The sequence below is a fragment of the Aquabacterium sp. A3 genome (assembly GCF_038069945.1).
Classification (GTDB): domain Bacteria; phylum Pseudomonadota; class Gammaproteobacteria; order Burkholderiales; family Burkholderiaceae_C; genus Aquabacterium.
This window is the reverse complement of the sequence record NZ_JBBPEV010000001.1, coordinates 827,802-843,798: the sequence shown is the minus strand read 5'-3', so window position 1 is coordinate 843,798 and position 15,997 is coordinate 827,802. Positions and strand designations below refer to the sequence as shown.

The 15,997-nt window shown below is 65.6% G+C and carries 12 protein-coding genes; 6 read left to right on the top strand and 6 right to left on the bottom strand.

The genetic code is table 11. The annotated features are described in order from the left end of the window. Positions 1-78 precede the first annotated feature (78 nt). Complete coding sequence (locus WNB94_RS03675) at positions 79-1,317, top strand: GGDEF domain-containing protein (RefSeq protein ID WP_341388479.1); 1,239 nt, start codon at positions 79-81, stop codon at positions 1,315-1,317. Continuing rightward, positions 1,314-2,555 (top strand): GGDEF domain-containing protein, encoded by a 1,242-nt coding sequence (locus WNB94_RS03670; protein WP_341388477.1) that lies wholly within the window; start codon positions 1,314-1,316, stop codon positions 2,553-2,555. The genes WNB94_RS03675 and WNB94_RS03670 overlap by 4 nt, the downstream gene beginning before the upstream one ends. On the opposite strand, the gene WNB94_RS03665 is transcribed toward WNB94_RS03670, so the two are convergent. Continuing rightward, positions 2,537-3,106, bottom strand: a complete 570-nt coding sequence (locus WNB94_RS03665) for a PadR family transcriptional regulator (RefSeq protein WP_341388476.1) — start codon at positions 3,104-3,106, stop codon at positions 2,537-2,539. The genes WNB94_RS03670 and WNB94_RS03665 overlap by 19 nt on opposite strands. A 175-nt stretch (positions 3,107-3,281) precedes the next feature. Between WNB94_RS03665 and WNB94_RS03660 the strand changes: the two genes are divergently transcribed. Next, a complete protein-coding gene (locus WNB94_RS03660; protein ID WP_341388475.1) occupies positions 3,282-5,303 on the top strand; it encodes an oxidoreductase in 2,022 nt (673 codons plus the stop codon). Positions 5,304-5,331: 28 nt separating this feature from the next. Beyond that, complete coding sequence (locus WNB94_RS03655; protein WP_341388473.1) at positions 5,332-6,174, top strand: crotonase/enoyl-CoA hydratase family protein; 843 nt, start codon at positions 5,332-5,334, stop codon at positions 6,172-6,174. On the opposite strand, the gene WNB94_RS03650 is transcribed toward WNB94_RS03655, so the two are convergent. Continuing rightward, positions 6,175-7,224: an AraC family transcriptional regulator gene (locus WNB94_RS03650; protein ID WP_341388472.1), complete on the bottom strand. Its 1,050-nt coding sequence runs from the start codon at positions 7,222-7,224 to the stop codon at positions 6,175-6,177. Between the two features lie 96 nt (positions 7,225-7,320). On the opposite strand from WNB94_RS03650, the gene WNB94_RS03645 reads away from it, so the two are divergent. Beyond that, positions 7,321-8,832 (top strand): cytochrome P450, encoded by a 1,512-nt coding sequence (locus tag WNB94_RS03645; protein WP_341388470.1) that lies wholly within the window; start codon positions 7,321-7,323, stop codon positions 8,830-8,832. Here the strand turns inward: WNB94_RS03645 and WNB94_RS03640 are convergent, their stop codons facing one another. Beyond that, the gene (locus WNB94_RS03640) at positions 8,833-9,420 is read right to left on the bottom strand and encodes a histidine phosphatase family protein (RefSeq protein WP_341388469.1); all 588 of its coding nucleotides are present in this window, start codon (positions 9,418-9,420) and stop codon (positions 8,833-8,835) included. It abuts the gene before it with no gap. 120 nt (positions 9,421-9,540) lie between these two features. On the opposite strand from WNB94_RS03640, the gene WNB94_RS03635 reads away from it, so the two are divergent. Next, on the top strand, positions 9,541-10,671 hold the full coding sequence (locus tag WNB94_RS03635) for a metal-dependent hydrolase (RefSeq protein WP_341388468.1): 1,131 nt from the start codon (positions 9,541-9,543) through the stop codon (positions 10,669-10,671). A 7-nt stretch (positions 10,672-10,678) separates the two neighbouring features. Here the strand turns inward: WNB94_RS03635 and dmeF are convergent, their stop codons facing one another. The 3 genes from dmeF to WNB94_RS03620 all read right to left on the bottom strand — a co-directional run bounded on the left by dmeF (position 10,679) and on the right by WNB94_RS03620 (position 15,995). Further along, positions 10,679-11,644 carry a CDF family Co(II)/Ni(II) efflux transporter DmeF gene (gene dmeF / locus WNB94_RS03630; RefSeq protein ID WP_341388467.1) on the bottom strand — a complete coding sequence of 322 codons (966 nt, stop codon included), beginning with the start codon at positions 11,642-11,644 and terminating at the stop codon, positions 10,679-10,681. A 71-nt stretch (positions 11,645-11,715) separates the two neighbouring features. Beyond that, complete coding sequence (locus WNB94_RS03625; protein WP_341388466.1) at positions 11,716-14,835, bottom strand: efflux RND transporter permease subunit; 3,120 nt, start codon at positions 14,833-14,835, stop codon at positions 11,716-11,718. Positions 14,836-14,846: 11 nt separating this feature from the next. After that, on the bottom strand, positions 14,847-15,995 hold the full coding sequence (locus WNB94_RS03620; RefSeq protein ID WP_341388465.1) for an efflux RND transporter periplasmic adaptor subunit: 1,149 nt from the start codon (positions 15,993-15,995) through the stop codon (positions 14,847-14,849). Between the last annotated feature and the right edge of the window lie 2 nt (positions 15,996-15,997).

Sequence of the window (15,997 nt, the reverse complement as noted above, 5' to 3'; positions counted from 1 at the left end):
GCAAGCCCATGCAGTGGGTGGGGGGCCATGCAGACCACGTTCTGACATGGGGCAGACTGTGATGCACGAGGATGGGGCATGAAGGATCACGCAAATAGTCAGCATGATGCGCGCAGCGATGCCGCGATGGCTGACGCTTGCCTGGTTCGCCCGTGGTGGTTTCTGGAGTTTCCAGAGCCGCTGGAAGCGCGTTTCCGTCGTCAGGGTCTGCATCGTCGCCTGGAAACCATCACTGCTTTCGGTGGGCTGGCCATCGCTTTCTTCCTGGCCTTGGTGTTGCCAGACTTGCTGATGACCCCGTCGGTGATGCCGGTGTCGCTGTGGATGCGACTGGTGGTGTTTCCTGCAGTTGTCATTGCGGGTTTGTGGTGGATTCGCCGGCACCCCTCTCCACGCGCCTTGGAGAACATGGTGGCGATGGCAGGCATGCTGGCCGCCGCGCTGGAAGTGGGCATCTTGTACGCAGCCCAACACATGTGGGCCTACCCGCGGGTGGTGGAGTTGAACATCGTGGTGGTGTTTGTGTGTGCGATTGCGCGGTTCCGGCCGGCCGTGTACACGTGTCTGTTCGTTTTGGGCATGCATTTCGTGGCTTCTGCGGTGTTGCCGGACCCCACCTCGGTGTTGGGCGTCAGCACGACGGTGCTGCTGGTCACCACCATCGCCTTTTCTTTGTCCGCGGCGTTCAAACTGGAGCGTGACGAACGCCTGGCGTTTTTGATGGACGTGCGCGAGCAGGCGCTGGAGGCCGAGCTGCAACAAGCCAATGAGCGTCTGGCCAAGGTGGCCACCACCGATCCGCTGACCGGGGTGCCCAACCGGCGTGCCTTCGACGCGTTTCTGGCCGACAGCTGGTCACGGTCCACGCAAGAGCGGCGCCCGTTGGGCCTGATCATGCTCGACATTGACTGGTTCAAGCGCTACAACGATCTGCACGGACACCAGGCTGGTGACCGCTGCCTGATGTCGGTGGCGCAAGCGGCACAGACCTGCCTGCGACGCACCGGTGACCTGGTGGCACGTTTAGGGGGCGAAGAATTTGCCGTGGTGATGGCCGATGCCGATGCCGCAGCGGTGTCGGCGGCGGCTGAGCGGATCCGCCAGGCGGTGTCTCAACTGGCCTTGCCGCATGGCGCCTCGCCGTTTCAGGTGGTCACCGTGAGCGTGGGACTGTCTGCGCTCGCTGGGGCCGATGTCGAGCCGGCCTATGCGTCGCCACAGGATCTGGTGGCCGCGGCCGACGAGGCCCTCTACCAGGCCAAGCAGCGGGGGCGCAACCGCGTGGCGGATGCGGCCTGGCAGGAGCAGGCAGCATGAGCCCCGGCCAGGCCTTGATCAAGGGGCTGATGGACCCCGCTCGCTGGACCCCACCGCGTCTGGAGTTTTCAACGGACCAGGAGCGTCGCTACATCCAGGCCACCCGTGCAAGCCGCCTGACGCATTTCATGCGCAGCGGCTGGATTGCCCTGATTTGCTACAACCTGTTTGTGTTTTCTGACCGATTGATGGTGCCTGATGTGTTTGATCAGGCGCTGCAGGTTCGCTTGTTGATCTTCACGCCCGTGGCCCTGTTCATGCTGGCCCTGGGCAGTTGGGGGCGATCCTGGATGCTGCGCCTGCCGGATGCCGTGACCGAGATTTTTGTGGGGTTCAGTGGGGTGATGGCTGCCTTGAGCCTGGTGTACATCCTTGCCTTGAGCCAATCTGATGTGGCCCTGCTGTACCGGACGGGGCTGGTGCCCATCCTGGTGTACGGCAACCTGGTTCAACGGTTTCGTTTCCGCTGGGCGGTGTGTTTCACCGTGGCGGTGTTGTTGGTCTATGGCGTGGGGTACTTCGCGCACGCTGGCGATCACGGGCCGTACGATGTGTTCGAGTTGTCACAGTTCCTCTTTGTGGTGGCCATCGGGGGCTACACCTTGGTGGTCAACTACCGAATCGAGCTGGAAGACCGGCGTCGGTTTGACCGATCGGAACGCGCTGCCCAAGCCCGGGCCCGTCTGGAGGCGTCGCAGCAGGAGCTGGATGCCTTGTCCCGGCGTGACGCCTTGACCGGCGTGCCCAATCGGCGTCATCTGGACGAGTATCTGGCTCAGCAATGGCAGGCCACGCGCAACCAGGGGCAGGCGTTCAGCGTCATGCTGCTGGATGTGGACCACTTCAAGGATTTCAACGACCGGTACGGGCATCCTGCTGGCGATCAATGTCTGCAGCATGTGGCCCAGGCACTGATGAAAGCGGTGGGGCCGGTGCGGGGCTTGCTGGCGCGCTGGGGCGGTGAAGAGTTTGTGGTGGTGCTGCCTCACACGGGGGCGTCGGTGGCTTTGCAGGTGGCCGAAAATCTGCGAGCCACGGTGGAGGCCCTGTGTTTGCGGCATGAGGTGTCCGCCAATGGGGTGGTGACCATCAGCGCCGGGGTGGCCACCGCCGCCGTGGACGCCGACCCCGCCAGCCTGGAGCGCCTGCTGTCCATGGCCGATGGGGCGCTGTACCAGGCCAAGGCCGCCGGCCGCAATGCGGTGCGCAGCGCCGCGGGCTACAACGCGCTGGAATGATCCTGGCTGCTGGCCTGGGGTTCGCGCAGCACCGCCAGGGCTTCGCGACACCAGTCGTGCCAACTGGCCTCGTACATGATCCCGGTTTTGAGGATGAGGTGTTGCAGCCGGGCTTCGCGGCTCAGGGATTGCTGGGGCGGAAAATCGCGTGCCTCGATGGCCTGGTAAATCTTCAGGCGCGTCGCGTGCAGGCTCATGCGACGTTCGATTTCAGCGTCCATGCCCAAAGGGCCGATCACGGCATCGGCGCGCAGCCGCACCATGAGTTCGTCACGCAACTCGACCATGGGCGCCGGTTCACGCGCCCAGCGGACGAGCTCTGCCTGGCCCGCTGGCAATACTTGATACAGCTTTTTGCGGGTGCGACCGCCGTCGGGGGCCGTGTGGGAGACGATCCACCCGGCTTTTTCCATGCGCGCCAGTTCGCGGTAAATCTGCTGATGGGTGGCGTGCCAGAAAAATCCGATGGACTTGTCGAAGCGGCGGGCCAGTTCGTAACCAGACGAAGTGCGCTCGAGCAGAGACGTCATCAATGCGTGGGCCAGGGACATGAGCGCAGTCTAAACGGGATGCGTTCAACTATGCAACCAGTTGCACATCGGGGGCGCTTGGGTTAAATTCATGCAACTGGTTGCATATTGCGCTGGCCGCGCCAGCGTGCAACCGTGCCAGTCCCCACTGGCCGTTTTGTTCTCACCATCATCCACACACCGAGAGAGACTGACGATGAGCGCCTATCCCCACCTGCTGCAACCCCTGGACCTGGGCTTCACCACGCTGCGCAATCGCGTGTTGATGGGCTCCATGCACTTGGGCCTGGAAGAAGCTCCCAATGGCTTTGCCCGGATGGCGGCCTTCTATCGCGAGCGCGCAGCGGGTGGCGTGGGCCTGATCGTGACGGGGGGCATTTCGCCCAACGATGCGGGCCGCGCCTACATGGGGGCCGCCAAGCTCACCACAGACGAAGAGGTGGAAGAGCACAAGCCTGTGACCCAGGCTGTGCATGAGGTGGGCGGCAAGATCGCCATGCAGATCCTGCACACCGGGCGCTACGCCTTTCACCCGGCGCTCGTCGGGCCCAGCCCGATCAAGGCCCCCATTTCGCCGCTGCCGCCGCATGAGTTGACGAGCGCGGAGGTGGAGCAGACGATTGAAGACTATGCGCACTGCGCGGCTATGGCCCAAAAGGCAGGTTACGACGGCGTGGAGATCATGGGCTCTGAGGGCTACCTGATCAACCAGTTCATCGCGGCCTGCACCAACCACCGCACGGACGAGTGGGGTGGTTCTTACGAGAACCGCATGCGTTTTCCCGTCGAGATCGTCAAGCGAGTGCGGGAACGCGTGGGCTCTGATTTCATCATCATCTACCGCTTGTCGATGCTGGACCTGGTGGAAGGGGGTTCGACCTTTGATGAGATCGTGCAACTGGGCGTGGCCATTGAAGCCGCAGGCGCCACCATCATCAACACCGGCATCGGTTGGCATGAGGCCCGCGTGCCCACCATCGCCACCAGCGTGCCGCGTGCGGCGTTTGCCTGGGTGACCCAGCAGATGAAGGGCAAGGTCAAGATCCCGCTGGTGACCACCAACCGCATCAACACGCCCGAGGTGGCCGAGAAGATCCTGGCCGATGGTCAGGCCGACATGGTGTCGATGGCGCGGCCCTTGCTGGCCGACCCCGACTTCGTGAACAAGGCCGCGGCAGGCAAGGCCGACGAGATCAACACCTGCATTGGGTGCAATCAGGCCTGTCTGGACCACATCTTCAGCGGCAAGATCACCTCATGCCTGGTCAATCCCCGCGCCTGTCACGAAACCGAGATCCAGATCGTGCCCGCCACCCGTGCCAAACGCGTCGCGGTGGTGGGGGCCGGTCCGGCCGGTCTGGCGGCGGCCACGACGGCAGCGCACCGTGGCCATGACGTCACCTTGTTCGAGGCGGGCGCCGATCTGGGCGGGCAGTTCAACATCGCCAAACAGGTGCCAGGCAAAGAAGAGTTCTATGAGACCTTGCGTTATTTCCGCAAGCAGATCGAGGTCACCGGAGTGAAGGCGCATTACAACACCCGGGTGTCGGCACAAGACCTGGTGCAGGGGGGCTTTGACGAGGTCATCCTGGCCACCGGGGTGGTGCCGCGCACGCCTGCCATCGACGGCGTGGATCACCCCAAGGTGCTGAGCTATCTGGATGTGCTGCGCGACAAGAAGCCGGTGGGGCAGCGGGTGGCCGTCATCGGCGCCGGTGGCATCGGTTTTGACGTGTCTGAGTACCTGACGCATGAGGGAGAAAGCCCCTCGCTGAACGTCCAGAAGTTCAATGAAGAATGGGGCATTGCCTCGACTCAGACGCACCGCGGCGGTCTGGCAAAGCCTCATCTGCCCACCCCACCACGCCAGATCTACCTGCTGCAGCGCAAGACCAGCAAGGTGGGTGATGGCCTGGGCAAGACCACGGGCTGGATCCACCGCACCTCGCTGAAGAACCGCAATGTGGAGATGATCGCCGGCGCGAGTTACAACAAGATCGACGATGCGGGCCTGCACATCACCGTGGCCGGCAAGGACGTGGTGCTGCCAGTGGACCACGTGGTGCTGTGCGCCGGGCAGGAGCCTTTGCGCGAATTGCAGGCCGGCCTGGAGGCCGCTGGTGTGAAGGTGACCCTGATCGGCGGGGCCGATGTGGCCGCCGAGCTGGACGCCAAGCGTGCCATCAAGCAAGGCACCGAAGTGGCCGCCGTGCTGTGATGGTGACCCCACCCATTCAGGAGACACCATGAGCACCGACAATCACGCGGCCATCCCGCAGCTGGAGACGCTGAAGATCGACCTGGCCGGCAAGGTGGCCACCGTCATGCTGAACCGCCCGGACAAGGCCAATGCCATGAACTGGGCGATGTGGCAGGACATCCGCAGCGCCATGCAGTGGGCCGACCGCACGCCCGAGGCGCGCGTGGTGGTGCTGCAGGGCGAGGGCAAGCACTTCACCTCGGGCATCGACCTGCAGATGATGATGGGCCTGCAGGCGCAGATCAAGGACGACTGCGATGGCCGCAGCCGTGAAAAGCTGCGCCAGCTGGTGCTGGAGCTGCAAGACACCTTGAGCAGCATCGAGCGCTGCCGCAAGCCGGTGCTGGCCGCCATTCATGGCGGTTGTGTGGGCGGCGGGGTTGACCTCGTCAGTTGCACCGACATGCGCTATTGCTCGGCCGAGGCCTACTTCACCATCAAGGAAATCGACATCGGCATGGTGGCCGACGTGGGCACGCTGCAGCGCCTGCCCAAGCTGATCGGCCACCAGGGCATCGTGCGTGAGATGGCCTTCACGGGCCGCAAGGTGCTGGCCGACGAAGCGCTGCGCATTGGGCTGGTCAACCAGGTGTTTGACAGCCGTGAGGCCTTGTACGCAGGCGTGCGTGAGCTGGCCGAGATGGTGGCGGCCAAGTCGCCACTGTCCATCCGTGGGACCAAGGAGATGTTGAACTACAGCCGCGACCACTCGGTGGCCGATGGGCTGAACCACATCGCCACCTGGAACGCCGCCATGCTGATGTCGGGTGACCTGATGACGGCCATGATGGCCCACATGAGCAAGCAGACGCCCGAGTTCAAGGACTGATCAGCTTGCGCCTTCCTGGCGCACGGCCAGAGGGGTCATGCCTGTCCAGCGCCGTACGGCGCGGTGCATGGAACTGGGTTCGGCATAGGCTGCCCGGCTGGCCACCTCGGTCAGGGGCAGGCCGGTGTGTTTGAGTTCGTGCAAGACCTGGTCGCGCCGCACTTGCTCGACCAGGTTCTTGAAACTCAGCCGGTGTTCAGCCAGTCGGCGTTGCAGTTGTCGCGCGGAGCATCCCAGGGCGTCTTCCAGCGCTGGCGAGATGTCGTCCAGCAAGGGAACCCGTCCCTTTTTCAGTCGCGCGCTGATGTGCTGTCGCAGCAAGGCCACCAGGCGGTGCTCGTCTTGCACATGACGAGCCCATTGCATGTCGGTCATGGCGCCCATCACGCGGTGCAGTTGCTCATCAGCGTTGGGGTTGGGCAGGGCAAGCCATGCGGCCGGCACCCGTTCGGTGGCCGCAAGCGCATCAAACTGCAACGCACAGCCGAACCAGCGGTTCAGCACCACGACCTGGCTGGCCGGTGGTGCAGGGCAGGGCAGGCAGACTTGTTCAGGCTCCAGCCTGCGCCCTGACACCCAGCGTGCGAACGCCAGTCGTGACGCCATGGTGAACACCCACAGGCCGGTGTGGCGCGGCACGTCACCCACCGTGCTGAGGTGGCTCACCAGGTGACTGCCCTGGAACTGGTGCACGGCGTGCAATTGGGTGCAGACCATGCTTTGCAAACGCTCGAACAGGGCGAGACCGCCTTCAAACTGGGTGCAACTGATGAGCGTGTAACCCAGGGCGCCCAGGTGGGCGGGCCGAACCTGTTGGGCCATGTGCAAGGTCACCAGCGGGTCGCCTGACAGTGCGATCGCACAATCCAGTGCCTGGGCCAGGGACGATGCCGGTACCCAGCGTCCTGCGAGCTCGCCACCGAGGTCCTCCTGCGCCAGACCCAGGGCTGCCAACACGCTGTCCGTCGGCAGGTCCAGGGCCGACACATGGTCGGCCACCAGGCGTGCATAGCTGGCGGCAAAGCCCAAAGAGATGGTCTCGGTGTTCACCTCCGGGATGGTAGGGCAAATGCCTTGGTGCTTACTGGTAACGTGGTGGCGTCTGCGGTCAATGACCCCCGGTTGAGGGTCGGGCACCATGTGCTCATGCCCCCAACCTCATTGCCTGACGTCAGTCCGCCAGATCCGTCTTCCAACCATGCCTCCAGCGAGCAGCCGGCGCCTGGCCGGCGACTCAAGGCCTTGCCTGGTCCACGCCCGTGGCCGGTGGTGGGCAATGCCTTGCAGGTAGAGCTGCACCGCATGCACCAGAACCTGGCCGACTGGGCGGCTGAGCATGGCCCGCTGTTCAAGGTGACGCTGGGCGGGGTGAAGGTGCTGGTGGTGTCAGACGCGGAGTTGATCGGGCGCTTGCTCAGACAGCGCCCCGAGACCTTCAGGCGTCCATCCCGCATGCAGGCTGTCATGCAGGAAATGGGCATTCACGACGGCGTGTTCGTGGCCGAGGGAGAGGCCTGGGCCCGTCAGCGGCGCATGGTCATGGCCAGTTTTGCGCCGCAGCAGGTTCGCGCGTATTTTCCGGCCTTGCTGGACGTGGCCCAGCGCCTGCATGCCCGCTGGACACGCGCGGCCGATCAGCCGCGCGTGGAGGATGGTTTCATCGATCTGCAGGCCGATCTGATGCGCTTCACGGTGGATGCGATTGCGGGGCTGGCGTTTGGCACGGCGGTGAACACGCTGGCGTCGGACGGGGACGTCATTCAGCGGTATCTGGACAAGATCTTTCCTGCCATCTGGCGCCGTTCGCTGGCGGTGCTTCCATATTGGCGGTGGGTGAAACTGCCAGCAGACAAGGCGCTGGACGACAGCGTGCGCCAGGTGAACCTGGCCATCCGGCAGTTCGTGGCAAACGCCCGCATGCGGCTGCACGACGACCCTGCGCGCCGCCTGGCCCCCCCCAACCTGCTGGAGGCGATGCTGTTGGCCGCCGACGCGCCAGACAGCGGCATGAACGATGACGATGTGGTGGGCAATGTGTTCACGATGCTGCTGGCAGGCGAGGACACCACGGCCACGAGCCTGTCGTGGATGCTGGACTTGTTGTGGCGCAACCCCGATGCCCTGGCCCGCGCCAGGGTGGAGGTCGACCAGGTGTTGTCGCCCAAAGCCAGCATGGCCGAGTGGACGCCCGAGGACCTGGCGCAACTGGACTGGCTTGAAGCCTGCGTTCACGAAAGCATGCGGCTGAAACCCGTCGGCCCGTTCAATGTGGTGGAGGCCTTGCAGGACACAGTGGTGGGGGATGTGTCGGTGCGCGCCGGAACACCTGTGTTGCTGCTGATGAGGCACGACACGGTGAGCGATGACCACTTTGCGCGCGCGGCAGAATTTTTGCCGCAGCGCTGGTTGCCAGAGGGCAGTGACCTGGCACCGACGAACGCCCGCAAGCTGTCCATGCCATTTGGCGGCGGGCCGCGCATCTGCCCGGGACGCTTCCTGGCCTTGCTGGAGATCAAGCTCGCGGCCGCCATGCTGCTGCGCCATTTCGACATCCAGGCCATCGACACGCCCGATGGCGCGCCGCCGGTTGAACACATGGCGCTGACCATGGTGCCCGTGGGGCTGCGCATGCGCCTGAAGCGTCGGCGAATGGCCTGATCACCCAAATTGCCAGGTGTCCATCACGACGACATCGCTTGGCGTGCTGTGCTGGACGAGCAGGCCCTGACCTGACGCCGTGCTTTGGCCCGTCAGGTCTTGTTGAACGAACATGTGGGTGACCCAGACCTGCAGTCCACCTTGCGCCTTCACGGCGGCCAGTCGCTGGCGAAGATCCTTCAGTTGTTCCTGGCGTTGAGAGGGAGACAGCGACACGGGCGAGCCCAGCGCACCCCAGGCTTGCACTTGGCCGAAGGCGAGTTGCGCGGTGTCCATGCACCGGCACCAGGGGCTGCTGAGCACGGCATCAACGGCCAGGCGCTGGCGCTTGAACCATTGGCTGATGGCCTGCGCCTGAGCCCGTCCGGTGGCATCCAGGTTGCGTTGGGTGCTGCAGTCGCCCGGTGTGAACCCCGGGGGATCGAAGGTGCCGGGGGCCCGAGCGTGTCGCAACAGCAGCACCTTGCCGTCGCCAGGGGACGGTCGGGTACCCTGCCTACCAGACGCCCACGCCAACGGGGCGTTCATGCCGATGGCGGTTGCGCACGCTGCGCGCAGGCATCCAAGCAGGTGAGTGCGACGGTTCATAGATCGTGCATGGTGCGTGGTGCTCAGCTGTTTGCAAGGCTTCACAGCGCATGACCGGCTTTTGTCGCGGACTTGCCTGCCGCGGGCAAGGGGTTTGGCTTCGCCACTATGCTGCACGCCATGGACACCTTGACCCACGCCCTGTCAGGGGCCTTGATGGCCCGACTTCTCCATGTGCGCCAACCTGCACCGTTGGCCGGTGGCGTGCCGTCGGCCACCGCCGTGCCGCTGTGGGCAGGGGTGCTGGCGGGCACGGTGGCCGGTGCATTTCCGGATGTGGACATCGTGGCCCGGTGGTGGGGGGATGTGGCGTACTTGCTCAACCACCGGGGGGTGACGCATTCGCTGTTGCTGGCGCCAGTCTGGGCAGCGCTGGTGGCCTGGGTGATGGCCCTCCTGCTGGGACGGCGGGGGCGATCGCCGTCCGGGGCGGCGGCACAGACAGGCATCACCTGGCGATCACTGTATGCCGTGTGCCTGGCCGGGATCCTCGTCCACATCGTTGGTGACTGGATCACCCAGTTTGGCACCATGCTGTGGGCGCCCTTGAACCACACCCGCCACGGTCTGGGCACCGTGTTCATCATTGACCTGTGGTTCACGGGGGCCTTGTTGCTGGGCACGGTGCTGGCGGCCATCTGGCCCCATCGTCGCTGGCCCGCCGCCTTGGGTTTGGGCTTGGCCATGGGCTGGGTGGGGGTGACCTGGTTGGGCCAGCAAGAAGCCCTGGCGGTGGGGCTTGCGAAAGCGCAAACCCTGGGTGCGCCACAGGCCCGCGTGGTGGTCATGCCCCGACCTGCGTCGCCCTTCAACTGGACGGTGGCGGTGCTACACGACGGGCGTTATCACCTGGCCCATGTGAACACCCGCCGCACTCAGCCCCTCGCGCTGACGTCTGACAGCGGGTGGATACGACGGCTGTCAGCGCCTTATCTGCCGGTGTCACAGGCCCCCTGGCAAGTGCTTGAGCAGTGGGGTGGGGCAGATGCCCCGGCCTGGGTGCGACAGGCCTGGGATCACCCCTCGTTTGCCTTCTACCGCTGGTTTGCCGAGGTGCCTGCGCTCACGCACACCACCCAGGCCATGGGCACTGACGGACCAGCCGAGCGCTGCGCCTGGTTCCGCGACCTGCGTTTTGGCTTTCCGGGGCGTGACGGCACGCCATTTCACTACGGGCTGTGTTTGCAGGGCGAGGGTGTTGGCGATGCCCAGGTGTACCGCCTGCAAGGCCGGCAGCGTCATCCGGTGTGAGCCGCCCTCATGGCGTCCAACGGTTCACTTCGATGGTGGTGTGCACGATTTCTTCATGCACCGCCAGTCGTTGCCGCAGGTGATCAGCGCTCAGCGCGTCGTCTCGTGTGACGACGCTGAGGGCGCAGGCGTAGGCCTGCTGGCCCACACGCCACACGTGCAAGTCAGTGAGTTGCGTTTGGTTGGGTGGGCTGCTGGCGGCCACCACCTCGCGAATCTCAGCCACCACGGGCGCGTCCATCTCGCGGTCCAACAACACCTTGCCGGTGTCGATGATCAGGCCTTTAGCCCACCAGGTCACCAGAACAGCGCCAACCACCCCCATCAGCGGGTCCAGCCACCCCCAGCCCAGCATCCAGCCCCCCAGCAGGGCGACGATGGCCAGCACCGAGGTGGCGGCGTCGGTCAGCACGTGCACGTAGGCGGACCTCAGGTTGAGGTCGTCATGGTGGTCATGATGATCGTGGCCATGCCCGTGATGGTGTTCGCGGGCATGCCCGTGTGCGTCTCCATGGTGGTGGGCCTGACCAAGGATGAGCGCACACACGATGTTCACCACCAGGCCGAGCGCGGCCACCACGATGGCCTCCTGAAAGCGGATGGGCTCGGGCGTGACCAGTCGCGCCACCGACTCCACCGTCATCAGGGCAGCCACACCCAGCAACGCCAGCGCGCTGGTGTAGCCCGCCAGCACCTCGATCTTCCAGGTGCCAAAGGCAAAGCGGGGGTCGCGCGCGTAGCGCCGCGCCATGGCATACGCCAGGGCGGTCAAGCCGATGGCCAGGGCATGCGAGCTCATGTGCCAGCCATCGGCCAGCAAGGCCATCGAGTTGTACCACCAGCCCGCCGTGATCTCGACCACCATGGTCACCACGGTGATCGCCAGCACCCAGAGGGTACTGCGCTCGGCGGCGGGCTTTCCGCCATCAAACACGTGCTCGTGGCGCCAGGGGGACAGGTTGTCTGAGGGCATGGGCGGCTTCGTCATCAGGCCCGTGGGGTGGGCAGTGGCTTGATGATGCCTCAAGGACCATGCTCCAGCGCTCAGAACACCTCGCTTTCATGGGTCTTCTGAAGTCGTTCTGCAGCACGATGCCCCCACAGCCAGAACATGGCCGGGGTCATGAAGGTGTCCAGCAGGGTGGCGCTGATCAGACCGCCAAAGATCACCACCGCCACGGGGTGCAGGATCTCGGTGCCGGGCTGCTCGGCCTCGAAGAGCAGGGGCGCCAGCGCCAATGCGGTCACCAGGGCCGTCATCAGCACGGGGCTGAGGCGCTCCATCGAGCCCCGAACGATCATGGTCTGGTCGAAGCGCTCGCCTTCCAGCCTCATCAGGTTGAGGTAGTGACTGACCTTGAGGATGCCGTTGCGCACCGAGATGCCAGCCAGGGTGACGAAGCCCACCAGGGCCGCCACCGACAGGGGCTGACCTGACAGCCACAGGCCCAGCACCGCGCCCACCAGGGCCAGCGGGATGTTGGCCATGATCAGCACCGACAGCGTGGCCGATTGGTAGCGGGTGTAGAGCACCGCCAACATCAGCGCCATGGACACCAGGGCCAGGCCAGCGATGAGTCGACTGGCTTCTTCCTGCGCCTGGAACTGCCCACCCAGGGTGATGAAGTAGCCCTCGGGCAAAGGCGTGCGCTCCACCGCCGCGCGGATGTCGGCCACCACGTCGGACAGGGGGCGTCCTTGTGCATTGGCCGACAGCACGATGCGCCGTTTGCCATCGTCCCGGCTGATCTGGTTGGGACCGTCACTGTCTTCGATGGTGGCCACGCGCGACAGCGGGATGCGGCCCATGGGCGTGTCCAGCATGAGCTGCCCCAGGGTGTCAGGCGTGCGCGCCTCGTCAGGCAGACGCACCACCAGGGCAAAGCGGCGGTGCCCCTCGACCACCTGGGTCACCTGCTGCCCACCCACCAGGCCTTGCAGCGCCGCCAGAATCTGGCCGCTGGATACGCCGTGCTGTGCCGCCGCTTCATGGTCCACCCGTACCTTGATCTGGGGCGCCAGCACCTGCTTTTCCACCTCCAGATCGGCCACACCGGGCACCTCGGCCAGCTGCAGACGCAGGGCCTCGGCCTGCGAGCGCAGGGTGTCCAGGTCTTCGCCAAACAGCTTGATGGCGATGGGCGAGCGCACACCCGACAGCATGTGGTCGATCCGGTGCGAAATGGGCTGACCGATGGCCACCGAGCCTGGCAGCACCGCCAGGCGCGTGCGGATGTCGGCACGGATCTCGTCCATGCTGCGCGTCAGTTCGTGCGCGGGCTGAAGCCCCACGTCCAGCTCGCTGACATGCACGCCCTCGGCGTGTTCGTCCAGCTCGGCGCGGCCGCTGCGACGCCCCACGTGGGTCACCTCGGGCACCTCGCGGATCAGGGTTTCAGCCTGCTGGGCGATGGCGGAGGATTCTTCCAGCGTGACGCCCGGGTTCAGCCTCAGCCCCACCAACAGGGTGCCTTCATTGAAGGGGGGCAAGAAGGTGGTGGCCATGAACGGCACGGATGTCGCCGCCGCCACGGTGGTCAGCGCGCCCAGCATCAGCACCTGCTTGGGGCGTTTCAACACAGCCTGCAAGGCTGGCTGGTAGTGGCGCTTGAGCCAGGCCAGCACGGCGGTGTCGCCGTGACCGAGTCGCTTCATGCCCGGCAAGAGCCCCGAGGCCAGCACCGGCGTGAGGGTGACCGACACCAGCAGCGACGCCAGGGTGGACACGATGAAGGCGATGCCCAGGGGCACAAAGAGCCGCCCTTCAATGCCCGGCAGGGCCAGCAAAGGCAGGAACACCAGCACGATGATGGCCGTGGCGTACAGGATGCCCGAGCGCACCTCCATCGAGGCCTGCCGTACCACCTCCAGCACGGGCAGGCGCTCCGCCTCGGGCTTGAGCCGCTCCAGTCGCAGGCGTCGCATCACGTTTTCGACGTCGACCACGGCGTCGTCCACCAGGCCACCGATGGCGATGGCCAGCCCACCCAGCGTCATGGTGTTGATCGACAGCCCGAGGTAGCGAAACACCAGCGCGGTGATCAGGATGGACACCGGGATGGCCACCAGGGCGATCACCGTGGGGCGCCAGGTGCCCAGGAACATGAACAGCACCAGGGCCACGCACACCGAGGCCCCGATGAGTTTGCCTTGCAGCGTGCTCACCGAGGCTTCGATGAAGCTGGCCTGCCGGAAGGTCACGCGGGGGGCCTCCATGCCGGCCGGCAGCGAAGCCCGAAGTTCGCCCAGGGCGGCTTCGATGCGGCGGGTGAGTTCGATGGTGTCGGCCGTGGGCTGCTTCTGGATGCCCAGGATCACGGCAGGGCGGCCTTCAAAGCCCGCGTCACCTCGACGGGGTGCGGCGGCGAATCGCACATCGGCCACCTGCCGCAGGCGGATGACCTGCCCCTCACGGGCGCCCACCGCCAGGTTCTGCAAATCGTCCAGGCTGGACGTCTGTCCCAGGTGGCGGATCAGGTACTCACGGCCTTGCAGCGACAGGAAGCCGCCCGAGCTGTTGCTGGAATGGCCTTGCAGGGCGGCCACCAGTTGCTCGTGGCTGATGCCCAGGCTGCTCATGCGCATGGTGTCGGGCTGCACCTGAAACTGCCGCACCTCGCCACCGATGGGGATGACCTGGGCCACGCCCGGGATGGCCATGAGCCGGGGGCGCAGCACCCAGTCGGCGTACTCGCGCACGGCCATGGGCGTGGTCTGGCGCGTATCGATCGGGATGGCGATCTGCATGATCTCACCCATGATCGAGCTGATCGGGCCCATCTTGGGGGTGAGCCCCGAGGGCAGGCTTTCGTCCATGGCCGTCAGGCGTTCAGCCACCATCTGCCGCGCGCGGTAGATGTCGGTCTGCCAGTCAAAGCTCACATAGATGAAGGACAACCCTGCGCTGGAGGTCGAGCGCACCGTCTGCACCCCTGGCAGGCCGTTCATGGCCGTTTCCAGCGGGAAGGTGATCAGCTGCTCCACCTCTTCGGCGGCCATGCCGCCGGCCTCGGTCATCAGGGTGACCGTGGGTTGGTTCAGGTCAGGAAAGACATCCACCGGGGTGCGTGACAAACTCAGTGCACCATAGATCATCAACACAGAGGCGGCCATCAGCACCATCAGCCGGTGTTGCAGGCTGCGGTCCAGCAAGAACTTGAACATGGCGCGTCCTTTCAGCGAATCTGCTGCAGCAGGTTGGCGGCGTGGATCACCACGCGCTCGCCATCACGCAGGCCCGAGGTGACCAGCACATGGGCCCCATCGAGGGGCTGCGACATCACCATGCGGGGCTCGAAGCGTTCTGCCGACACCTGCACCCAGACCATGGGCTGGTTCGTGGCGTTTTTGAGCAGCGCGGCACTTGGCACGCGGTACCCCGCGGTGCGCTGATGGGATTGCACCCACACCGTCACGGGCTGTCCCACCGCCAAGGATGACAAGGCTGGCCCTTCGGCGGCAAACAGCAAGGGCAGAGCCTGTTCTCGCAGGCTGCGGCCGCCTCCGATGAAGCGCAGGGGCAGCGCTTGCCCACTCACCACGATGGATGCGCTGGCGACCTGCCCGGCCAGTGCAGGGTCATGCGCCAGTGCTTCGATGCGCAGGCGTGTGGGGTTCACGATCTCGAACACACGTTCGCGCGCATCCACCACCTGGCCCGCCACCGCACGCGAGGCTGCCACCACGCCAGACACCGGGGCTTGCAAGGCCTCGCGCGCGTCCAAGCCTTGGCGCAAGGCTTGGGTTTGCGCGTCCAGGCTTTGCAGCGTTAGGCGTGCAGCGTCGATCTCTTTGGCGGGCACGGTATCGCTCAGGGCTTGCAGACGGCTCAGTTGCTGTGCGGTCAGCGCACGTGAGGCCTGCAGTTGGGCCAGTTGCGCACGCTGGTTGCCGCGCTCCAGTGCACTCTGGCTGGGACGGACGTAAGCCAGCACCTGGCCCCGTCGCACTGTCTGACCGAGGGTGGGCAGGCCCTGGGGGCCGGGCTCCAGCCGACCCGCCTGCATGGCCTGCACCACGCCGCCGGCGTTCGGGTCCATGACCACGGTGCCCGGCAAGGTGTGCGCGCGCGCATGCTGGGCCTGGGCGACTTTGGCTGTGCGCAGGCTCCACGTGGCCTGGGTGGGCTGGGGCACCAGGACGCTGCCATCGGCCTGGCGTCGCGGTGCGAGTGGGTGGGTGACGGCGGCCGTCGAGGGCCCGTCTTGATCGTGATCGTGGTCGTGTCCCGGGCCGGCATGGGCCCCGGTGGGCGACAGCGACAGCAGGGCCAGGCACAGCGCCCAGCCGCGCGATGGGGTGCAAAGGGGATGGAGGATGTTCATGG